This window comes from Comamonas odontotermitis (assembly GCF_020080045.1).
GTDB lineage: Bacteria > Pseudomonadota > Gammaproteobacteria > Burkholderiales > Burkholderiaceae_C > Comamonas > Comamonas odontotermitis.
Window position 1 is genome coordinate 357,560 of record NZ_CP083451.1, and the last position, 22,649, is coordinate 380,208.

Sequence of the window (22,649 nt, forward strand, 5' to 3'; positions counted from 1 at the left end):
TAACTCTAATGCAATAATTAATATGCATTCATGGAATTAATAAGATAATTATATCTATGGGGGGCATGGTGAACTATTTTTAACTATGAAACAGTTTTTTGCCATATGAGAGCATTATTGTTGCATTCTCTACACTAGAGGTGTTTGCTTGTCATATTGAGTCAGATTTGAAGCTGGCTGCACATGTATCCTCGGGGCAAATCTAATGCTAAAGGTCCCAGATGCTTATATCAAAGTTGATGGCGAGGAAAGATGCTGTCTGCGATAGCAGAATAAACCCTGTAGAAAATAACCTGAGCCGATGGGCTTCCCATGTATTCGGATTGGTTGCGATTTGCCTGCTGTCGGGTGGTATTGGTTTTTCCAATGCCCAGTCGACCAATAACACATTCCTTGTCAACAAGAAATTTGTGAACCAGACGGGTGTGCCCAATACCCAGGTGAACAGCCTCGCGCCCAATCAAACAGCGTATCTGGAGTTCAACCTCTTCAGTGCGCAGGCTCCAGCCAATGGCAACCTGTTGGTCAACTTTATTGACAACATGCCTCCTGGGCTGTTGGTGGATACCAGCTTTGCCCCCTTGATGACCGATGGGGCTGGTGTTGTCGGCGGAAGTGGGTGCTCGGCAGGCTCGGGCTCCATCACCACCACGGCCACCTCGGTTACGGTGACCAATGTAACGCTGCCCAATCCATCGTCCACAGGACCGGATTGCCGGGTTGTGATTCGTGTCAAACCTGATCCTGCGGCGATCCCTTCTACGCAGAGCAATGTCACCAATTCCGTGCCATCCAGCCAGACTTCGGCGACTGGTGTGGGTGGGCCTTATCAAAGTGATCCATTCTCGGCTACGGTGCTTGTTTATCAGCCGACAGAGCCTACTGTCTCTAAGAGCTTCCAATTCCCCAACATCGGCGAAGGCGCTGGCAGTCAGCTCACCATTACGATCAGGAACAATTCCACCACCTACCCGCTCACCGGGGTAAATCTGACCGATGCGCTCCCTGTAGGGCTATTGCCTCTCGCCTCTCCTATACCCACTGCTGTGGGTTGTGGTTCGGGCGCAATCGCTATCAGTGGGCAGAACGTTAGTCTCAGCAACGGAACGGTTGCCGTGGGGGAACTTGTACTATCACGGTCACCGTGCAGGGCAGTGTTGCAGGTTCCTATACCAATACCATTCCGGCAAACGGACTTATCACTTCTGAGGGGTTGACCAATCCTAGCCCGGCAACGGCGCCGATCAATGTGTTGAATGACTTGCGTTTGGACAAGACGTTAATCATCAGTGATCAGGATCAAGTTTCCTCCACAGATGGTGTGGCTGTGGGCACGACTTTTACTGTGCATCTGAAACTCACCAACTGGAGCACTGCGGCGCGTACCAATGCCAGCATTACTGATAACTTGCCGTCGTCGCTCGTAGTTGCTTCCGTGCCAAATGTGCATACTACCTGCGGAGGAAGCTCAACGGCGGCGCCCGGAAACAGCAACGTAACGGTTACTGGGATGACTGTGCCGGCGGCCAATCCAACAATCGGTGAATTGGGGATCTGTGACATTTATTTCAATGTGACGGTGACCTCCGCAGCACTAGGTCAGCCTATTGTGAACTATGTGCCACGCACCAATGTTCATAACGACCAGAACGTTCTACCCACTTTTTCCGCGTCTGCATCTACAGGTCCTACCTATGATCCAGGCCCCAATGGTGATTTGGAAGCGCACAAGGCATTTATGACGGAAACGGCATACTGGTACAACAGTACGCCGCCTGCTCCCTTCCCTGCGGTTGGGCAGCCTGTTTATCTGGAGATTGGCGTATTAAACCGGTTTGACCGAAACATCACCGGTGGCACTGTTACTGACGTTCTGCCTTTGGGTATTCAGGTCGCGGCAAATCTGACGCCAGGGGTGCCGTATACATTGGTGAACAATGTAGATGTTCAGTACAACAGCAGCAACTGGGTTCCGCCTCTGACTGGTTACGGGCCCAATGCAAACGCAACACCTGCCTCAACATGTTCCAACACGGGGGTGGCGACTGTTACCCGCTCTGCTACTGGGCAAGACACTATTACTTATTCGGGTTGGGATATCGACTCGCCCGCTACGTTGCCATCGGTGCCGACATTGACAAATGGATTGCGATGCTTTGTCAGTGTAAAGGTTGTCGCCGTTGCGCCCGGCAATTACGTGGCCGCACCAAACACTAATCCGGTTCCGCCTAACAAGCCCTATAACCTCATTCCGGCCAATACGGTAGCCACTGATCAGGGCGTGACCAACAACAGTCCGAAAAGTGACACCTTGGTCGTGCCCAGCAATGTCAGTGTAGTAAAGGCGTTCAATTCGGCCACGGTGACCTCGGGTACACACACCGCGCGGTTGACCATCTGGTTGAGAAACACCTCAGCCACGCCAGAGACTGGAGCATCACTTACTGATACGTTGCCTGTAGCTAGCGGATGGACGCTAGCCATAGCAAGTCCGGCCAATGCTTTTACAAATTGCGCGAACGGGGTTGTTACCAACACTTCCAACAGCGTAACCATCACCGGTGCAACCATACCGGGTGGCAGCACCGCAACTCCCGGAGTCTGCTACGTTGCGATAGACGTAACTGCCACTGGAACGGCGGGTGCAACTCCAATTATCAACACGATTCCTGCGGGAGCCTTGACCACCAGCAATCCTGGGGTCACCAACACTGCACCTGCAACGGCTTCGCTGAGTTACCTGGCTACAGGCCTTACTTTGAATAAAACTTTTGGTAATGGCGGTACTGCGTTGGGCGGACAAGCCGTGCCAATGATTATTCAGGTTGATGTGGGCGCGGATTCGAAAACCAATATAGCCTTTACAGATAACTTTCCCGCAGGCCTGGTGGTAGCGCCTACGCCTAACGTGTCCACCACATGTGTGACGGCGGATTATGCTCGCGCGCCCTATGCATGGACGGATGGATCGCAGATCCCCTACATGTCCACAACACCGGCCACCGTTACAGCGTCGCCAGGTGCTGCCTCCATTTCTCTGTCGGATGCTTACCTGATTGGTTTCACGTACGCCAGCACGATAGGGGGTAATTCCAGCAGCGTCTGCACGATTTCCGTCGATGTAGTGCCTCTCACAACGGGTAACAAGACCAATACGATTCCTGCAGGTGCAGTGAGCTCCTCTTCAGGGGATACCAATGCCAGCCCCACATCGGCCACGTTGACTTTGCAGGCCAATGCCAATGTCATGAAGGTATTCAACCCATCACAAGTGCGAGTGAATCAGCCCTACACACTGACATTTAATATCATCAATGCCAGTGCTGCATCGCTGAGCGACTTTATCGTGCAGGACGCATTGCCCGCAGGCACCACTGCTACCTCGATAGTTGCTGGTTCCAATACCTGTGGAGGTAATCTCTCTATTACCGGCGGAGGCACGGGCGTTTCTCTCGTTGGCCCTGGCACGAATGTGAATGCCAACAGCCAATGCAGCTTTGTTGTCAACATGGTCAGCAGCACACCAGGTGTGTATACCAACAACAGTAGTAACCTGACAACTACACCAAACACGTTGACGCACGACACGACCACCACAGTTACGGTCACTGATGCGATTGATCTCTCCGTGGAAAAGAGTGTGGATTCCAGTACGCCTGCACCCTATCTGTCGGGTACCAGCCAGGTTAGGCTCAATTTGTTGGCGACCAATAATGGCCCGGCTGCAGCCCAGGAGTCCATCGTTGTCAAAGACTGTTTGCCTCAGGGACTCACTTACGTAAATGCCAGCGGTGCTGGTTGGAGCTGCGTGAGCCAAAGCGGCCCCACGATATTTGGTGCGCTCACTTGTTCGGCGCAAGTTGTCTGTACGCGTAATAGCGGAACCGGAGTACTTGCAGCGGGTGCTGCAGCCTCTCCTATCCAGGTGACCGCCAGCGTCGATAGTGGTGCCAGTGGCCTGTTGACCAACTACACGCAGGTCAACCCTGCGAGCAATGAAACCCTTCTCGAATCCAATCCATTGGGTACGACCAATGGAGGCTATGAGGATGGCAACCCTGCAGCTGACTCCAACAACGATGCCAAGGCGTCTATCACTCCTGGAGCACCCGCCACTATTACGGTGACCAAAGCCTATAGCGGCGATAGCACCAAGATCACTGTAGAACCATCGATCACGGTAACGGCTACCTGCGATTCGAGTGGTGTCCACACCACCACTTTCACCCCTCCATCCGGTGGCAGCCTGAGTGGCATGATTGCTGGTGAAAACTGCACATTCGCCGAGGCCTACAGTGGTCAGGTACTCAGCGGTGGTTACACCATGACTGGCAGCGGTACGTTCAACCCAAGCAGCCTTGCCTTGGTGGCAGGCAGCAATGCATTGAGCGTGACCAACACCATCACGGCTCCAGCGCAGATGGATCTGAAGCTTGTTAAAACCATTACCAGTAGCGGCCCCTACAAGGCAGGCAGCACGGTGACGTTCCAGTTGGTGGCAACGAACACTGGCCCGGGCGTGGCGCAAGCGGCGATTGTGGTCAAGGATCAGTTGCCAACAGGACTGACTGCTGTGGGTGCAACGGGCCCGAACTGGACCTGCTCGCCTCAAACTGGAGCAGCGGTGGAGATCACCTGCACCCGCTCTGGCGCGGCTGGCACCTTGGCTGCGGGCGCGAATGCAGAGCCCATTACTGTGACTGCCACCATTGACAACAACGTAGACGCGAACACTACGACCAGCCTTAAAAACCTGGCCAAAGTGCAGCCTGCTGCCAATGAGACGCTGACCGAAACCAATCCTGTTGGTACCACCAACAATGGCTATGAGGACGGCAACTCGGCCACAGGCTCGAACAACGACACTGGCGTAGATGTCAACTTGGCCCCCGTGTACTCGCTGGGTAACCGTGTGTGGTTTGACACCAGTAACAACGGTGTTGTTGATGGCACTGAGTTTGGCATTGATGGTGTAACTGTCCAGTTGTGGGCGGCAGATGCCAGTGGCAACCCCACCGGTACAGCGCCCGTAGCGACTGATACCACCCAAAGCAGCGGCTACTACCTGTTCAAGAATCAGTTTGCAGGTGATTACGTGGTCATCATTCCAAGCAGCAACTTCGGTGCAGGCCAAGTGCTGTCAGGTCTCTATTCCAGTGGCACCAGTCAAGATGCCACAGGAGCACTGACTGACACCATCGCCAGCACTGACACCACTGCTGCAGGTACGAACCATGACCACGGTACTCTGATGATTGCTGCCTCTGGCAGTGTTCCGGCAGCCAGCATCAAGAGTGGCTTGTATACCTTGGGTGCAGGCCAGCCAACGGGCGAAGACGGCAACGTGACGCCCGGACGCACCGACACCACGCTCGACAACCAGTCCAACCTGACGGCTGACTTCGGCTTCTACAGCATGGCAATTGGCAATAAGGTATTTATGGACAGTGGTGCTGGAGGAGGCGTTGCCAATAACGGCGTCCTGGACGGAACCGAGCCACCGGTCATCGGTGCAACGGTGAACCTGTACGTAGATGCCAATGACGATGGCGTGCCCGACAGCACAACCGCGCTGGCGACTACCACGACAGATGCCAACGGTAACTACCTGTTCACAGGTCTGCCAGCTGGCAAATACATTGTGGGTGTCGTGCCTCCTGCAGGCAGCCAGCCCTCAAGCCCAGTCACTGCATCCGGTAACTCGGCAGCGGACGACGGTAAAAACCATGGCAACCCAGCGGTCGGTGGCACTGTTTACAGCACCACCATCACCCTTGTGCCAGGAGCAAGTCCTACGGGTGAAGCGAATGCGACCGCGACTGCGGCAGCGATAGCGCAGCCTGGAGGCATTGCTGCCGGCGGTCTGTCGAGTAATCTGCCTGATGCCAATATCAACTCCACCATTGATTTTGGTTTCGTGAGCAATACCATTGACCTGACACTTGCCAAGAGCGTGACCAGCACAGGCTCGTACAGCCTGGGTAGCACCGTGACCTTTAACCTCGTTGCCACAAATCTTGGCCCTCAAGCGGCACAAGCGGCGATCGTGGTGAAGGACCAGCTGCCAGCAGGTCTGACTTTTGTGAGCGCAAGCGGCACCAATTGGACGTGTTTGGCTGGTGGTCAAGTCATCACCTGCACCCGTTCGGGAACTGCTGGCACATTGGCGGCAGGCGTGGCAGCAGAAGCGATCACTGTCACGGCCACGGTCAACACCAGTACTCCGGGTAGCTTGGTCAACTATGCCCAGGTAAACACGGCTGCCAATGAGACGCTGGTGGAAAGCAATCCGCTTGGCACGACCAACGGCGGTTATGAAGACGGCAACTCGGCCACAGGCTCGAACAATGATGCAAGTGCCCCTATTACTGTCGACATTCCTAACACCATCGATCTGAAGCTTGTTAAAACCATTACCAGCAGCGGCCCCTACAAGGCTGGCAGCACGGTGACGTTCCAGCTGGTGGCAACGAACACTGGCCCGGGCGTGGCGCAAGCGGCGATTGTGGTCAAGGATCAGCTGCCAACAGGGCTGACTGCTGTGAGTGCAACGGGCCCGAACTGGACCTGCTCGCCTCAAACTGGAGCTGCGGTGGAGATCACCTGCACTCGCTCTGGCGCGGCTGGCACCTTGGCTGCAGGCGCGAATGCAGAGCCCATTACTGTGACTGCGACTATTGATGCTGGTATCAGGGGTGGAAATAGCCTCCAGAACTTCGCAAAGGTATCGCCTGCTGCCAATGAAGTCCTTGCCGAAATCAATCCCGTTGGTACAACCAACAATGGTTATGAAGACGGCAATCCTCAGGCAGGCTCCAACAATGACGCCAGTGCAACCGTAACGGTTGGGTCTGACGTGCCCGTTGCTCCAGTTCCAGTGCTCAATGCATGGCAATTGATCGCATTGGCTTTGTCGCTCGGCTTCCTGGCAACTGCATTGCAGCGTCGTCGGTGATCATGGGTTGAGATTTTTTGGTGCGAACGCTTTCGATAAGTTTTCTTAGCGGGGCGTTCGCATTAATTATCTGTCTTGCCATTGGAGCGTACGGATAAACCTATGACTTGCTGGGCTGTGTTGGCCGCTCTAAGAGCAGGTACAACAGGTTCTAAGTCGTTATATTTCACTGTTGATTTTAAATTATGCATTATTTGAAAAATAAATTCCTCATCCCCCAGATGATAGTTCTTGCATTCGCCACAAATGCGTGGTCAAACACATCCACAAAAGACTATTGGGCATCATTTCCTACAAATGGGATTGCAGGCAATACAGTAACCGGAACATTTGCCAATGGGAATAGTGTTGTTTTTCAAGATTCAGGAAGCGCAAACACAATATTCGGGACAACATCTACCAGCGCGCAGGGCTATATCGTTTGGGATACCAGCTACAATACAGCAAGCAATCCTAGCACCACGGGCTATACCAATGCTGCTATCTGGCCTGCATCGATAAACTCAATTTCTTCTCAATTGGTGAGTAGGGAAAACTCATCCGGCTATGCCATTAAATTCACGCAGCCGGTCAATCAGCCTCGCTTGGCAATCTATAGTCTAGATATTACAGATGTAAATTTCTCAGGTACCTATAAGGTGGGTGGCACACCTATTACCGGGAGTGACGTTGCTGCCGTTACCAATACCGCTGGGTATTTCAATCTAACCACACTCAGCAGTATTCGCAGCCCGATTGCTGGGGCTGGAAGACCGTCTGAGGGGTGCTTTAATGATTCAACTCGAATGTGCATGTATTTGCAATTCAGTGGGCAGTACTCAGAAATTGATTATGTTTCCACCCCCGCTGGTTGGAGCGACGGGGTAGGTTGGCAGGTTGGATATGCGATTACATTAGTATCGAGCGATTACGTAGGCGCTGCCCTGGCTGGCACTGCTGCCACACCTATCGCCAGTGTCTTTGCCAACAACACAGTGGCCGGAGTGGTGGCAACCGCGACCAATGCTACGCTTGCTCCGGTTGGAATCTGGCCTACTGGTATTACGCTCAATCCAGATGGATCTGTCAGTACTACGGCTACCGTGCCTGCAGGCAGCTATCCATTGCAATATCAAATGTGCGACGCGTCTGATCCCACGCACTGTGTGACCTCCAACATCACTTTGAACATTGCGCAAATATCAGCACAGCTCGATACGGGAACTGTTCCTGCGGGCGCGGCATCGGTAGCCATTGCCAATGTGCTGTCCAACGATACGACTGATGGGCAGCCATCGACATTGGTTAATTCGACATTGACTGTGGTCACGGCTGCGTCCAATCCGGGGGTTGTGCTGGATCCAACCACGGGCAAGGTGACTGTTGCAGCCACAGTTCCACCAGGGATCTACACGATTACCTACCAATTGTGCGACCAAGGATCTCCGGCAGCTTGCTCTATGACGACAGCTACAGTTACTGTTACAGGCGCAGCCAACCCACTAGCCGATACAGCGAGTGTCCCCGCCGGCGTAGCCTCTACGCCAATTGCTAATGTGTTGGTCAATGACACGACGGACGGCCAGCCATCGACGCTGACGAACTCGACGCTGACGGTGGTAACGCCCGCCTCCCATCCTGGCGTGGTGCTGGATTCGGCAACGGGTATGGTCACCACGACGGCGGCAGTTCCTGCAGGTACCTATACCATCGTTTACCAGCTGTGCGACAAGGCGAACCCTCCGGTGTGCGCCACTGCCACGGTGACCGTGACGGTAACGGACAAGAGCGGAGGAAAGGCAACGAATGTGCCAACCCTCTCTGAGTATGGCCTGATGATCATGGGCGGCTTGCTGATGGTGTTCGGCATTCCATATATGCGGCGCCGTCGCAAATAAAATCTGCCGAGAAAATCCGCTGATTGAAAGGCCAGTCTCTCGACTGGCCTTCTTCATTTCGGACCATGGCTTCGTTCACCCATGTTGCGAATTCTTTGCTTCAGGCCATGGATTTTCTGTTGCAGCGTACTGTGCAATGCAGCCGCGTGCGGGGGGAGTCTGGCATGCCCCGGATCACGCGATGGCTGCGCTCTTTGCGCAGTGCATTGCCCGTGTGATCATGTGCTAGGCCCGCCGCCCCTGCGGCCACAGGTGCGCAGGATCGTTGTACCCGGGCGTTGATGGATGGCCTGGGCTGACCAGCCTGCTGATGAGGCGTTCGTCTTCCACCGTTATCTGGTAATCCAGCGCGGGCAGGTAGTCCTGCCACTGCTGCAGGGTACGCGGGCCGGCGATGACGGCGCTGATGGCCTGGTGGGCCAGCACCCAGGCGGTGGCAAACTGTGCGGCGCTGATGCCTTGATGCTGGGCGTGCTGCTGCACCTGCTGCGCGATCAGCAGGGATTCGGGGCGGAACTCGGTCTGCATGATGCGCGTATCGTTGCGACCGGCACGGCTGTCCTTGGGCGGCTCCATGCCCGGCTGGTACTTGCCGCTGAGCACGCCGCGCGCAATTGGGCTGAAGGGCACGACGCCGATGCCGAAATGCTGGCATGCGGGCAGGATGTCGGTCTCGGGCATGCGGTTGAGCAGGTTGTAGTATGGCTGGCACACCACGGGCGGCGGCAGGCCGATCTGGCGGGCGATGAACACGGCCTCTGCAATGCGCCAGCCGCGGAAGTTGGATATGCCCCAGTAGAGAATCTTGCCGCTGTCGATCAGGTGTTTGAGGGCGTACAGGGGCTCTTCCAGATTCAGCCCGGCGCGGTCGCGGTGCAGGTAGAGGATGTCGATGCGGTCGGTCTGCAGGCGCTGCAGGCTGGCCTCTACTTCGCGCAGCATCCAGGCGCGCGAGTAGTAGCCCTGGTTGGGCTTATCGCCCATGGTGTTGCCCAGTTTGGTGGCCAGCACCCAGTCATCGCGCTGGCCTTGCAGCAGGCGGCCCACCATGCTTTCGGAGGCGCCCTTGCTGTAGATGTCGGCAGTGTCGATGAAGTTGACGCCGCGTTCGCGCGCATCGGCCACGATGGCGGCAGCCTCCTGCGCATCGATCTGGTCGGCAAACATCATGGTGCCCAGGCACAGGGCAGAAACCTGAAGCGGGCTGGCGCCGAGTTGGCGGTAGTGCATGGCAATCCCTTTGGCAAATGGTGGGACTATCGTAGCCATGCACGGCGCCCCTGTCTGTCGCTTGGGGTGTGCAGGCAGTACGTCTCAGAACGTGTTCACGATCTCCTCGCGCCGCGACCGTGCTGCGTAGAGATCGTAAACGCGTTCTCAGTCGAGGCCGCTGTCTTCCTCCGCGCCATCTTCGTCTTCGTCCTTTTCCAGCTGGCTGCGGGTCTGCAACTGCTGGCGGATGGAATCCGTGTCCTGCACGAAGCGGTCCACCGGTACAGTGGGCGCCATGCGCCACTGCGGCGGCATGAGGTTGGACATGTACAGTCCGTCACCCAGGCGCTTTTGCGATTGCCATTGCAGGCCCAGCTTGGCGCCCACGCCCAGCACCAGCAGGCTCAGCATGGCGATGGCAAGCGTGCGGCTGCCCACCTGGGTTGCCGCGCGCAGGTGGAACCACAGCACTACCACCAGCAAGGCGATGGCCACGCTGGAGTCAAACCGCGACAGCAGCGGCATCGACAATGCAAATGCGCCGGCTGACAGCAGCTTGCCCACCAGCGCCGTGGTCACCATGCCGACCGAGGCGATGCAGACATGGCGCCAGAAGGCGGTGGCTCCCGTGAACAGCTTGCCCATCAGCGACCAGAGAAGAGACCACACCAGCAGGCCGCCAAACAGCCACAGCAGCATGGATGGCAACTGGCGCGCCATGGTTCCGGTCTCGGTGGCGCCCAGCCAGGTCTCCAGCGCTGCCAGCAGGGCAAGCGCTACCAGCGCAAAGGCCGTGAGCATGCCTTGCGCGCGCGAGAAGGGCCGCCAGCGCTGCGTGGGTGCCAATGGTTGCGCCGCGGTGCGCAGCGCCAGTTGTACGCCGCGACCCAGAACGAGGCGGGTGCCCGGCGTCCAGGTGCAGCGCTCCCCCGCGCTGTAATGGCGCTTGCCCAGCCAGATGCCGTTGACGCTGTCGAGCACTTCGATTTCGTACTGGCCATCGCCGCTGCGGTGCAGGCGCACATGCTCGGGCGCGATGCTGGTGTCGGTCAGCACCAGATCGGCGGTGGCGGCGCGGCCAATGGTGCAGGGCCAGGCAAACACCGGCAGCGCGAGCGCCAGGCGGTGGCCGCGTTCCACCAGTTCCAGCACGGCGCCTTCGGGCGGCGCAGCGGCGGGCTGCGCGGGGGCTGCGGCATCCAGGGCCGCCATTTCGGTATCGGGCGCGACTTCGGTCAGCTCGGGGTAATCGTGTTCGCTCATCGCGCACTCTCACTGGAAAAACCTTGCAGGAAATGGCTGGCCAGGCGCTGGGCGTTGTCAAAACTGACGGCGCTCACGTTCAGCCTGCCCAGTACGCCCTGGCGCGGCTGGTCTACCGAGACGGCCAGCACGGTCAGGTCGTACAGGCCGCTGAACTTGCGGTAGGCCGACATGCAGACCACGGCGCGCAGTGGCAGTTTGGCGTCGCCCGCGACAAAGTCTTCGCGGCATTCAAAGCCGGTGCGCACGCGGTTGCCGCGCTTGCGCATGGGCTCGTTGGCAAAGCTCTGGCTATAGGTGTTGGCAAACTGCCAGGGATTCAGGCGCGGGGCGTCGTAGGCCTCGTAGCGCAGCCCCAGGCCGCCCACATCGCCGTCGCCGGTAAAGACTTCGCTGTCGATGCGGCACTGGCTGCGCTCGAAATCGAACAGCGATTCGCTGCGTCGCTCGCGGCCATCGCCCCAGCAGCGGGCCAGGCTCTCCGATGGCACAGGCACGCGGTAAGGGCCGTAGCGCTCGGTGCGCGCCGGGCCTGCGAGCAGCCGGTCGGTCAGGGCCTGCTGGTGTTCGGTGAGCTGGCGGGTCAGCTCGGCATGCAGCGCGCCTTTGACGGGTTCTGCACCGCGGCTGCGCGCGAGCAGCTGCTCGACAAATTCCACCGGTACCAGAAAGCTCACCTGCTCGGCGCCCAGGCGCTTGGCCACGTTCACGCCCACCACGCGGCCCTGGGTGTCGATGGCGGGGCCGCCGCTCATGCCGGGGTTGAGCGTGCCGCCAAAGAAGATGCGGGGGTAGAAGCTGCGCTGCACCAGGCCGTTGTAGGTGCCTTCGGTGATGGCAAAGCCCACATCGAGCGGGTTGCCCAGCGAAAAGATGCGCTCGCCGCCGTTCAGCGGGTTGTTGGCGGGCCGCAGCGAAAGTGCGCCGTGGTGGGGAGCGTTGCCGTCCTTGTCTGCCTTGGCAATGCGCAGCAGGGCGAGGTCGTGCAGGGCATCCACGGCCAGCAGCTGCACGGGGGCTTCCTTGCCATCGACGGCCACCAGCACGGCCCGGTGGCGTTCGGGCTCCAGCGCCAGCTGGCTGATCACATGGTAGTTGGTGATGAGCAGGCCATCGGCTGATACGAAAAAGCCCGATCCGGTGCTGCTTTGCGTGTTGGTCTGGCGCCGCAGGGTGCGGATCTGCACGAGTTTGTCGCGCGCGGCCATGTAGGCCTGCTGGGCGTCGGGCGAGGGCGGCGGCAACGGTGCATCAGCGACCGAAACGGCCGGGCGAGATGGTGGCTGGGCGGTTGCTGCAGCTGCCGCGTCCGCAGGCGCAGCCTGCGGGTGGGCGGCGGTAGGGGCCGGTTGCGCGGTGTTGGCCAGCGGCGTGGCGGCTTCGGCCTGGGGCTGCGCCATGGTGGGGCCTGCCAGCAGCGCAGCCAGTATACCGGCCAAGCAGTTGATTCGGGTCAAGGATGTCATGGTTCGGGGCGTTCCCAGTCGGCAATCGGGCCGGGGCCCGGCTGCAGCAAAGGATGGCATTGCGGATCGGTGGTGTGGCGCCATTGCTCCCACAGCGCCGGGTTGCGTGCCTGCAGCTTGCGCAGCAGATGTTCCCATTCGTAGGCCATCTGGCCGCTGGTGACGGCAATGGGCGCCACTACGGAGTTGGGGCCGAGCTTGCTGCTGTCAAAACGGTAGCCGCGCTCGGTGGCCTGCTGCTGCACGGCCCACAGGTAGGCATCGATGGCCAGCTGCGGCGTGGCGTGGGCTTTGAAGCGGTTCAGCTGGGGATGGTTGCGATAGCCCTTGGTGAGGCCATGGAGCACATGGCGCGCGAGCAAGCCCTCGCGCCACAGCGCAACCAGGCCCTGCGGATCAAGGTACCGGGGGTGCAAAGACCAAAGACGCATGGGTGAATGCTATCAAAATAAAAGTGCTTGCGCGCATGGTACGGACGCCAGTGCTGAAATTGCTTCAAAACCACTGTGTGCCACGGCTTCAGCTGCGCAGCTTGTAGGCCTCGGTCACGCCGTGTTCGATGGCGTCGCTGATCAGGTTGCCCAGGCCGCTCCAGGCAATCTGTATGCCCAGGCACAGCAGGATGAAGGCCGAGATGCGCAGGAAGACGATGGTACCGGTCTCGCCCAGCGGCTTGAGCAGCTTGTCCGCATAGCGGTTGCACACCAGCAGGATGACGCCCACCACAATGCTGCCGACCGTGGCGCCGATGACGTTGACGACGGTGAGTGCGGGCGAGCTGCGGTCCAGCAGGCTGACACCGATGGTGATGGTGGCGGCCAGGCTGCCGGGCCCATAGGTGAGGGGAAAGGTCAGCGGGTAGAAGGCGCGGCGGCGTGCCATCTCGGGGGTGAAGGCCTCGGCCAGCTTCTCGGTCCGGCCTTCGGAGGAGTTGGTGTTGATCATGTTCCAGCCGATCACTGCCACCAGAAGGCCCCCGCCCAGGCGCACGATGTCGATCGACAGGCCGAACATTTCCAGCATGTACGAGCCGATCAGCATGAAGAAGATGATCAGCAAGGTGACATTGATGGCAATGCGCGTGGCAATGGCCCGCCGGGTTTCGTGTGATGCGCCCTCGGTCAGGGTCAGAAAGATCGCAGACACGCTGACCGGGTTGAGGATGGGCAGCATGGTGGCGACCACCAGCAGAAAACTCTTGCTGAAGGCGGCAAAGGCGATGGCGAAACTCAGAGACATGAAAGCGGTTCAAAAAGATATAGCGCGCAAGCATGCCAGCCAATGCCTGTGCGCGCCAGAGGCAGATACCGGGTTGTAGGGACAAACCAGAAGAGGACACGTTGCCCGCAGGTCGAAATTTGCAGTGCCCGCTGTAGCTACCTTCGGCAGCTACCCAACGGAGCCCGGTCAATTGGCCCCTGGCGTTGGCACTGCCCGCCCGGCAGTGGACAATAGCGCCCCATGAACTGGAGAAACATACTGATTCCCATTGGTTTGCTGGTGCTGCTGGGGGCTGCTTACCAAAATTACAAATGGATGGGGGTGCTGGCCGTGGGCGGCGGCATCGTGATGTGGCTGATGCTGCATTTCACCCGCTTGATGACGATCATGAAGCGCGCTTCCGAGCGCCCGCTGGGCTATGTGGCCAGTGCCGTCATGCTCAACGCCAAGCTCAAGCCGCAGATGCCGCTGGTGCACGTGGTGGCGATGACGCGCTCGCTCGGTCTGCGCCAGTCCAAGGACCTGGAGCAGCCCGAAGTCTTTGTGTGGCGCGACAACACGGACTCGACCGTGACCTGTGAATTTGTGGGCGGACGGCTGCGCACATGGACGCTGGAGCGTCCTGCAGTGGCGGAGCCCGCACCCATTGCAGGCCCTGGCAACCTGAATTGAGTGCGCGTAATTTGTAACAAAAGTGCCTTGCCAGCGTCCAACGCAGGGCAGGCGGCTGCCTTGGTCAGGTACTCCGGGGGGGTAGGCAATCCCTCATATTGTGTAAAGCGGGCTCCCGTCCACGTAAAATCTCAGCCCAGCACGAAGACGGGTGCCAGATACCGGGCCACTCGTCTCGCACAATCATTGATCGTTGCCAGAGCACAGGGGCGCCTGGCAAGCACAGGAAAGTTTGAACACCATGACGCAGGCAGTTGTTGAGTTGCTGGCCAAAGATCTGAACGCGCAGGGCGGCGTGTTCTGTCCCAATCCCAAGGCGGATATGAAGCTGTGGAACGGCCACCCCCGCGTCTTTCTGGACGTGGGCCACTCCGGCGAGGCCAAGTGCCCGTACTGCGGCACCGTGTATCGACTCAAGGCAGGTGAAACCTTCCACGGCGGCCATTGAGTGACAAACTCTCCATTGGGCGGTGCTGCAGCTTCCCGCAAGCTGACGCTGACCATTGGCATCCTGACGCTGAACGAGGAAGACAACATCAAGGCCTGCATCAGCAGCGCCTCGTTTGCAGACCAGGTGATCGTGGTGGACAGCGGCAGTACGGACCGCACCACCGCCATCGCCTGCGAGCAGGGAGCCCAGGTCTACCGCTATGACGACTGGCAGGGCTTTGCCGTGCAGCGCAACCGCCTGCTCGCGCATGCCACGGGCGACTACGTCTTCTTTCTGGACGCGGATGAGGTCATTTCGCCCGCGTTCCGCGAAGAACTGCAGGCTATCGTGCAATCGGGCACCGAAGCCATCTGGATGGTGCGCTGGCGCATGGTGGCCTTTGGCAAGGAACTGAAGTACCTGCGCTCCACCGCCAAGGTCGAGCGCCTGTTCTGGCGTGGCCTGCTGCGCGAATACACCGGCGTGGTGCACGAAGAGGCGCAGCTCTCGCGCGGCGATGTGCCGCGCCATCTGATGAAGACGCCGCTGCTGCATTACTCGCGCAATACCGTGCATTCCAGCCTGGAAAAACTCACCCAGTACGCCATGCTCGGCGCTGCCAAGCGTGCGCAGGAAGGCGCGAGCGGTGGCATCTGGCGGGGCATGGCCTCGTCGGTGGCGATGTTTCTGCGCCTCTATATCCTGCATTTCGGCTTTCTGTGCGGCGGCGCGGGCTTTCTGTACTGCGTGTTCGTCGCGCTGGAGAGCTTTTTCCGCTATGTGGCGCTGGCCTACGACCGACCTTACCTGAGCGGAGACGTACGCCGATGACGCGCGCGGCGGCCGTGCCGCCTGCATCCACGCTGGCCTTGCGGGCCAGCCAGCTGGCCGCTTTCCTGGTGCCGGGCGTGGCACTGTCCGTGCCTTCGGGCTATTCGGTCGGGGCTGCGGTGCTGGCGCTGGCCGCGCTGGTGTTCGTGCGCCAGTGGTGGGGCCAGCCCTGGGACCGGCGGGCCGTGCTGCTGGGCAGCCTGATTGCTGTCATGGGCGTGTTGTGGTCATTGAGCTTTGATGGCTGGTCGCTCAAGCCGCGCAACGACCAGTTCTACAAGTACCTCTTCGCCATTGCCGGCCTGGGCTTCCTGCAACTGTATGCGCCCAAGGTACGCCCGCTGGGCTGGGGCATGCTGGCCGGTGCCCTGGGCGCAGGCCTGGTGGCCGCCTGGCAGGCGGGATGGACCGACGCGCACCGGGCCAATGGCTTTACCAATGCAATCCAGTTCAGCGGTCTGGCGCTCATTCTGGCGCTGGGCTGCTGCTTTGGCGTATTGCTGCTGTGGCGCTCGCTGGCGGCCTGGCAGCGCGCGCTGGGACTGGTGTGCAGCCTGTTTGGCCTGCTGGCGGTTGTTCTGTCGGATACGCGCGGCAGCTGGATCGTGCTGCCCGTGGTGCTGCTGATGGGGGCGTTGATGCTGTGGCGCTGCGGCCTGCGCAAACCCGTGAGCCTGGGGCTGGTGGCTGCAGTCATCGGCATCGGTGGGTTGGTGGCCGTCAAGGGCGCAGAGATGGCGCAGCGCTACCACACGGCAGTGACCGAGGTGGAGCAGTACCAGGAGCAGCACCAGGGCGCCGCGCAGACCTCGGTGGGCCAGCGGCTGGCGCACTGGCAGCTGGCCTGGGAGATGGGGCGCGACAAGCCGCTGACCGGCTGGGGTTTGCAGGGTTATATCGATGAAAAGGAGCGCCGCGTGCAGGCGGGGCGTGCCAGCGCGTCGGTGCTGGGCTACGACCATGCGCACAATGAGGTGCTGGACATGTTTGCCAAGCGCGGGCTCATTGGCGTGGTGCTGCTTCTGGTTTTCTATGCAGTGCCGCTGGCCATCTTCTGGCCCACGCAGCGGCGCATGGCCCAGTGCCCTGGCACGCCGATGGATCGCCAGATTCTCTATCTGCGCATGCTGGGCACGATGGTGCCGCTGTGCTACATGGGTTTCGGCCTGACCCAGGTCTTCTTTGCCCATAACAGCGGGCATATGTTCTATGTATACATGCTGGTGGTGTTGCTGGGTGCGCTGATTGGGCGTGAGCGCGCACTATCTTTGGCGTGCGGTCCTCAAAAGCCCTGAGGGCTGATCGCTCACGACGCAATCCTCACGGTGCAATTGCCTGTGCAGCAAAGTGCGCGGCAGGCTCCACCAGTTGCATCTGCTCGGCAATCAGTGGCAGATCGCGCGAGCCGGGTGTTGTGGCCTTCACCAGCGAATACAGGGTGGCCGTTGCCAGCTCCAGGGCCTGTGGCAGGGCTTTCCCGTCCACCAGCCGGCCCAGCAGGGTGGCGGCAAACACATCGCCCATGCCATTGGGCAGCGGATGCAGGTCGATGCGGGGCGTGGTCACCAGCCAGGCGCCTGTGCCGTTGACGGCCAGCGTGCCAAGCTGGTCGGCCGCGATGTCGGGTGTGGCCAGGCTGGTGATGATGATGGTGTCCGGCCCACGGCCACGCAACTGGCGGGCCACGGCGACGGCTTCGCCAACGCTGGCGAGCTTGGCGCCGGTCAGCAACTCGAATTCAAACTGGTTGGGCGTGATGATGTTGGCAAACGGAATGGCCTGGTCGCGCAGGAAATTGGGGATGGCAGGGTTCACGAACAGGCCGCGCCCGACATCACCCATCACCGGATCGCACAGGTAGCGCAGTTGCGGGTTGGCGTGCCGGATGTCGCCCACCGCGTCGAGAATGACGCTGCCGGTTTCCGCATTGCCCAGGTAGCCCGACAGCACCGCGCTCACCTTGTGCAGCACGCCACGCTCGCGCAGGCCGGTCAGGATGCTCTGGATGTGCTCTGCGCTCAGGATCTGGCCGCGAAACTGGCCATAGCCCGTGTGGTTGGAAAACAGCACCGTGTGCACCTGCAGCACCTCAAAACCCAGGCGCTGCAGCGCGAACACCGCCGCCGAGTTGCCCACATAGCCCCAGGCCACGTGGGATTGGATGGACAGGATGATGGGTTTGGCAGGGGTGCTCACAGCGGCAATCCTTGTAAAAAAGAGAGCGCCTATTGTCCGCCAGCGGCGCGCCACTCGTCTTGCAGGTGCTGTAAAAGCTGTGCGGCAGGCAGGGCGCGCGCCTGCGCCACGCCCTGCCCGGCCCAAAGCGACAGGTATTGCGCATCGCCCGCTGCACCAGCGAGCTTGCGCAGTGCGCCTGTCAGCGCGTTCTGGACCGGGTAGGCCGGAATATCGGCTTCGTCGGGCTCCAGCGCGCTGATCATGGCATTGCGGACACCGCGTGCCGGGCGGCCCGAGATGGTGCGCGTGGTGACGGTGTCCGTCGCATGGGCTCCGGCCAGTGCGGCGCGGTATGCGGCGTTGATGGCCGATTCCGGGCAGACGAGGAAGGCCGTGCCCATTTGCACGGCCTGCGCGCCCAGCGCGAGCGCAGCGGCAATGCCCGCGCCATCCATGATGCCGCCTGCGGCAATCACCGGCACTTGCAACTGCAGCACGCAATCGCGCACCAGCGGCAGTGTGGCGACCATCGACGAGGCGTAGTCGGCCAGGAAGGTGCCTCGGTGGCCACCAGCTTCGAGGCCGCTGGCGATCACCGCATCGGCGCCCACGGCCTGCCAGGCCAGCGCCTCGGCCACCGTGGTGGCGGTGCCCCATACGGCAATGCCTGCGGCATGCAGGCGCTGCACCTGGGCTGCCTCCAGAATCCCGAAAGTGAAACTGGCCACGGCGGGGCGCAACTCGATCAGGGTGTCCAGCTGCTGTGCAAAATCCTCGCACCACTGCACGGGCAGTGTGGGCTCGGTGCCAAAGCGCGCATAGAACGGCGCCAGGCGTTGCATGGCGCGCTGCACCTGTGCGGGATCGGGTGTAGGCGTGGCCTGCACGAACAGATTCATCGCAAAGGGTTGCTGCGTCTGCGCGCGCACGGCAGCAGCGGCCTCGCGCATGGCCTGGGGCGAGCGCATGCCGCAGCCGAGCGAACCCAGCCCGCCGCAGGCGGAGACGGCAGCCGCCAGCGCGGGGCTGTCGGACCCGGTCATCGGGCCCTGCACCACCGGCAGGTGCAGGCCCAGTTGTTGCATCAGTGCAGTTGGCATGGCGTCATCCTTCAAGGTCAAAACGATCGCTATCGCGCATCTGGCGAGCGGTGTGATTTCAAAACAGATAGCAATTGCTGCACCGCCGGTGTGCGATAACCACTGCGGGTGATGAACATGGTGGTGCAGGGGGGCAGCGGCAAGGTGGTGATGGGCAAGGGGTCGCGTTGCAGGTCGAGCACAGCCTGTGGCGCCACGGCTACCGCGCTGCCAGCGGCTACGCTGGCGAGAATGGCGTAGTACGAATGCAGCTGCAGCACCTGCGCAGGAGGCGCACCACGCGTCTTTTGCATCCAGTCCTCGCCAATGCGGCGGTACGTGCAACCATCGGTGAAGGCGGCCAGGGTCGACGGGGCGTCGCGCTCCGTGCTACCGGCAGGCAACAGCAGGCGCAGCGGCTCTTCGTACAGGGGCTCCAGCGTCAGCGGCAGTGGCTCGCCCAGGTCGGGGGCCGGCCAGGCCACCAGGGCGGCGTCCAGCGCGTGGTCCAGCAACTGCTCCACCAGCTGGCGCGAGGGCGCGGTTGACAGCACCAGTTGCACATCGGGATGGCTGCGGTGGAACTGCGCCAGCGGCTGCGGCAGGCGCACGGCGGCGGTGCTTTCCATCGAGCCCAGGCGCAGCCGGCCGCTCGGCGCATCGGCGCGCAGGTTCTGCTCGGCCTCTTCGGCCAGCGACAGCAACTGCCCGGCGTAGCGCTGCAGGCGCAGGCCTTCGGGAGTCAGCACCATGCGCCGGGCCTCGCGCACAAAGAGCGGCACGCCCAGGGATTCCTCCAACTGCTGGATGCGCGTCGTCACATTGGACTGCACGCGCCCCAACTGCTGCGCGGCACGCGTGATGCTGCCCGCTTCGGCAACCTGCAGAAAAATGGAGAGCGAGGCAAGATCGAGCATGGCTGGTAAAAATATCTATCTTTTTATGGAATGGTAATTTATCATTTAATCTCAAAAAAAGATAGATAGAGCCATGTCCATCTCTGCACCCGCATCTTCTGCCGTGTCTTCGGCATCGGTATCCACTGCTTCCGCCCTGAGTCAGCGGCCCTGGCTGGTGGCCATTGCCGGCATGATTGCCATGGCATCGGCCATGGGCATCGGGCGTTTTGCCTTCACGCCGCTGCTGCCGATGATGCTGCACGATGGCACTGTCACCCTGGCCCAGGGCAGCTGGCTGGCGATGAGCAACTATATCGGCTACTTTGTCGGCTCGCTCGTGTGCATGGCACTGCCCTGGGTGGCCAGGGGTGTGGTGCAGCGCTGGCACCCGGCGCGCATGGTGCGCTGGTGGCTGTTTTTCACCGCAGTGCTGACGGCTGCCATGGCGCTGCAATGGCCAGCCGCCTGGGCCAGCCTGCGGTTTGTGTCGGGTGTGGCAAGTGCCGTGGTGTTCCTCAACATCACCTTGTGGTGCATGTCGCAACTGGCGCATCTGGGCAGGCCTGCGCTGGGCGGGCTGGTGTTCTGCGGGCCGGGCCTGGGCATCCTGGTGACGGGCCTGGCCACCAGCGGCATGGTGACGGCAGGCTGGCATGCGGTCAGCGGCTGGCTGGTGTTTGCGCTGCTGGCAGGGCTCTTCTGGCTGCTCGTACTGCCTGTGGTGCGGGGTGCGCTTGCGCCGCTGCCCGCCGCGCAGCCGGGTGCAGCAGTGGCGCCTGCAGCCGAAGGGCCGCTCGACCGGGCCCTGCTCACCGCAGCCTACAGCTTTGCCGGGCTGGGCTATATCGTCACTGCCACCTACCTGCCAGTGATTGCCCGTGGCGCATTGCCGCAAGGCTCCGTCTGGCCCGATCTGTTCTGGCCCATGTTTGGCGGTGGCGTGGCACTGGGTGCCTACCTGTCGACCCATGTGCCCATGCAGTGGGACAGGCGCAAGCTGCTGATGGCAGGCTATGGCATTCAGGCGCTGTCGATTGTCATCAGCTTTGTCTGGCCCACGCCCGTGGGTTTTGCACTGGGCAGCCTCTTGCTGGGGCTGCCGTTCACCACCATTACCTTCTTTGCACTGCAGGAGGCACGGCGCATATGGCCCGCTGCCATCAGCAGCTTTCCAGGCCTGCTCACCGCCGCCTATGGCCTGGGGCAGATCCTGGGCCCGCCCATGGTGGCCTACATGCTCGCCCACACCGCCAATACCCAGACCGGCTTTGCCTACGGGCTGGCGGTGGCCGCAGGTGCGCTGGTGCTGGGCATGCTGCTGTATGCCTGGATGATGGCGCGCCATCCGCAGCGCAGCATGTGACGGCAGTCCGGGCAATTCCACGCGCCTCGCGGCTTTGTCTCGGCGGAGAAATATGCTGTCCGCATTTCACTGACAAGCGCTGGCAGCTATCAAAAACAGAGTCGGTGGATTTTGGTAACCGGGGTGTAACCTTGGGGTAAACTCCGGTGCGCAAACGTTTGCGTCATGCAAACATGCGGCTTCTTGCGGTAACTGCCATGGTTGTACTTTTGCAGAGCCGCATTTGCATACCTATTTTTCTGGAGACTCTCATGCGCTTTTCCCGCCGTACCCTGACTGCTGCGCTGGCCCTGGCTGCCGTGGCTGGTTTCTCCCATAACGCTGCTGCAGCTGACAAGCCCAAGGTGGCGCTGGTGATGAAGTCGCTGGCCAATGAATTCTTCCGCACCATGGAAGATGGCGCCAAGGCGCACCAGAAGGCGCATGCCTCCGAGTACACCCTGCTGGCCAATGGCATCAAGGACGAGACCGATACCGCAGCCCAGATCAAGATGGTCGAGCAGATGGTGGCGCAGCGCGTCAACGCCATCGTGATTGCACCGGCTGACTCCAAGGCGCTGGTGCCGACGCTCAAGGCCGCGGCCGACAAGGGCGTGCTGGTGATCAATATCGACAACAAGCTGGACGCCGATGCCTTGAAGAGCAAGGAGCTGAGTGTGCCCTTCGTCGGCCCCGACAACCGTGCGGGCGCAAAGCTGGTGGGTGATTTCCTGGGCAAGCAGCTCAAATCCGGCGACAAGGTGGCGATTGTGGAAGGCGTGTCGACCACCTTCAACGCACAGCAGCGCACGCTGGGCTTTCAGGACGCGATGAAGGCCGCAGGCATCAACGTGGTGAGCGTGCAGTCCGGCCAGTGGGAAATCGACAAGGGCAACACCGTGGCAGCCGGCATGCTGCGCGAAAACCCCGACCTCAAGGCCATCTTGGCAGGCAACGACAGCATGGCGCTGGGCGTGGTCGCAGCCGTGAAGGCCTCGGGCCGCACCGGCAAGGTGGACGTGGTGGGTTACGACAACATCGCCGCCATCAAGCCCATGCTCAAGGACGGCCGTGTACTCGCCACTGCCGACCAGTTTGCCGCCAAACAGGCCGTATTCGGTATCGAGATTGCACTGAAGGCCCTGGCCGAGAAGAAAAAGCAGAACGACATGCCCACCGAGGTAAAGACCGATGTGGTGCTGGTTACCAAGAACACCAAATAAG

17 protein-coding genes are annotated in these 22,649 nt (G+C 60.6%); 9 read left to right on the top strand and 8 right to left on the bottom strand.

Annotated features, from left to right (window positions below; all coding sequences use genetic code 11):
• Positions 1-239 precede the first annotated feature (239 nt).
• From LAD35_RS01560 to LAD35_RS01570, 3 genes are all read left to right on the top strand, one after another.
• Positions 240-1,217 (top strand): DUF7933 domain-containing protein, encoded by a 978-nt coding sequence (locus LAD35_RS01560; RefSeq protein ID WP_224151014.1) that lies wholly within the window; start codon positions 240-242, stop codon positions 1,215-1,217.
• A complete protein-coding gene (locus tag LAD35_RS01565; RefSeq protein ID WP_224151015.1) occupies positions 1,145-6,955 on the top strand; it encodes a DUF7933 domain-containing protein in 5,811 nt (1,936 codons plus the stop codon). Before LAD35_RS01560 ends, LAD35_RS01565 begins: the two co-directional genes overlap by 73 nt.
• A gap of 185 nt (positions 6,956-7,140) precedes the next feature.
• The gene (locus tag LAD35_RS01570) at positions 7,141-8,832 is read left to right on the top strand and encodes an IPTL-CTERM sorting domain-containing protein (protein WP_224151016.1); all 1,692 of its coding nucleotides are present in this window, start codon (positions 7,141-7,143) and stop codon (positions 8,830-8,832) included.
• A 225-nt stretch (positions 8,833-9,057) separates the two neighbouring features.
• Here LAD35_RS01570 and LAD35_RS01575 read toward each other — a convergent pair whose 3' ends face one another.
• From LAD35_RS01575 to LAD35_RS01595, 5 genes are all read right to left on the bottom strand, one after another.
• Positions 9,058-10,062, bottom strand: a complete 1,005-nt coding sequence (locus LAD35_RS01575; RefSeq protein WP_224151017.1) for an aldo/keto reductase — start codon at positions 10,060-10,062, stop codon at positions 9,058-9,060.
• Between the two features lie 147 nt (positions 10,063-10,209).
• A complete protein-coding gene (locus tag LAD35_RS01580) occupies positions 10,210-11,307 on the bottom strand; it encodes an FHA domain-containing protein (RefSeq protein WP_224151018.1) in 1,098 nt (365 codons plus the stop codon).
• Positions 11,304-12,773: a S1 family peptidase gene (locus LAD35_RS01585; RefSeq protein WP_224151019.1), complete on the bottom strand. Its 1,470-nt coding sequence runs from the start codon at positions 12,771-12,773 to the stop codon at positions 11,304-11,306. Before LAD35_RS01585 ends, LAD35_RS01580 begins: the two co-directional genes overlap by 4 nt.
• Positions 12,770-13,204 (bottom strand): pyrimidine dimer DNA glycosylase/endonuclease V, encoded by a 435-nt coding sequence (locus LAD35_RS01590; RefSeq protein ID WP_224151020.1) that lies wholly within the window; start codon positions 13,202-13,204, stop codon positions 12,770-12,772. The genes LAD35_RS01585 and LAD35_RS01590 overlap by 4 nt, the downstream gene beginning before the upstream one ends.
• An 88-nt stretch (positions 13,205-13,292) precedes the next feature.
• Positions 13,293-14,012, bottom strand: coding sequence for a MarC family protein (locus LAD35_RS01595; protein WP_224151021.1), 720 nt, complete (start codon positions 14,010-14,012; stop codon positions 13,293-13,295).
• A 222-nt stretch (positions 14,013-14,234) separates the two neighbouring features.
• On the opposite strand from LAD35_RS01595, the gene LAD35_RS01600 reads away from it, so the two are divergent.
• From LAD35_RS01600 to LAD35_RS01615, 4 genes are all read left to right on the top strand, one after another.
• Complete coding sequence (locus tag LAD35_RS01600; RefSeq protein WP_224151022.1) at positions 14,235-14,666, top strand: glycerate kinase; 432 nt, start codon at positions 14,235-14,237, stop codon at positions 14,664-14,666.
• Positions 14,667-14,907: 241 nt separating this feature from the next.
• Positions 14,908-15,114, top strand: a complete 207-nt coding sequence (locus LAD35_RS01605; RefSeq protein WP_224151023.1) for a zinc-finger domain-containing protein — start codon at positions 14,908-14,910, stop codon at positions 15,112-15,114.
• Complete coding sequence (locus tag LAD35_RS01610) at positions 15,115-15,927, top strand: glycosyltransferase family 2 protein (protein ID WP_224151024.1); 813 nt, start codon at positions 15,115-15,117, stop codon at positions 15,925-15,927.
• Positions 15,924-17,222, top strand: a complete 1,299-nt coding sequence (locus tag LAD35_RS01615) for an O-antigen ligase family protein (RefSeq protein ID WP_224151025.1) — start codon at positions 15,924-15,926, stop codon at positions 17,220-17,222. Before LAD35_RS01610 ends, LAD35_RS01615 begins: the two co-directional genes overlap by 4 nt.
• Before the next feature lie 25 nt (positions 17,223-17,247).
• Here the strand turns inward: LAD35_RS01615 and pdxY are convergent, their stop codons facing one another.
• From pdxY to LAD35_RS01630, 3 genes are read right to left on the bottom strand one after another with little or no spacing between them, the layout of a single operon-like run.
• Positions 17,248-18,123 (bottom strand): pyridoxal kinase PdxY, encoded by an 876-nt coding sequence (gene pdxY, locus LAD35_RS01620; protein WP_224151026.1) that lies wholly within the window; start codon positions 18,121-18,123, stop codon positions 17,248-17,250.
• A gap of 29 nt (positions 18,124-18,152) precedes the next feature.
• Positions 18,153-19,205: an NAD(P)H-dependent flavin oxidoreductase gene (locus tag LAD35_RS01625; protein ID WP_224151027.1), complete on the bottom strand. Its 1,053-nt coding sequence runs from the start codon at positions 19,203-19,205 to the stop codon at positions 18,153-18,155.
• 29 nt (positions 19,206-19,234) lie between these two features.
• Positions 19,235-20,101 (bottom strand): LysR family transcriptional regulator, encoded by an 867-nt coding sequence (locus LAD35_RS01630; RefSeq protein ID WP_224151028.1) that lies wholly within the window; start codon positions 20,099-20,101, stop codon positions 19,235-19,237.
• 73 nt (positions 20,102-20,174) lie between these two features.
• Here LAD35_RS01630 and LAD35_RS01635 point away from each other — a divergent pair, with 73 nt between their 5' ends.
• A complete protein-coding gene (locus tag LAD35_RS01635; RefSeq protein ID WP_224151029.1) occupies positions 20,175-21,446 on the top strand; it encodes a YbfB/YjiJ family MFS transporter in 1,272 nt (423 codons plus the stop codon).
• A 251-nt stretch (positions 21,447-21,697) separates the two neighbouring features.
• Positions 21,698-22,648, top strand: coding sequence for a sugar ABC transporter substrate-binding protein (locus tag LAD35_RS01640; protein WP_224151030.1), 951 nt, complete (start codon positions 21,698-21,700; stop codon positions 22,646-22,648).
• Position 22,649 lies beyond the last annotated feature (1 nt).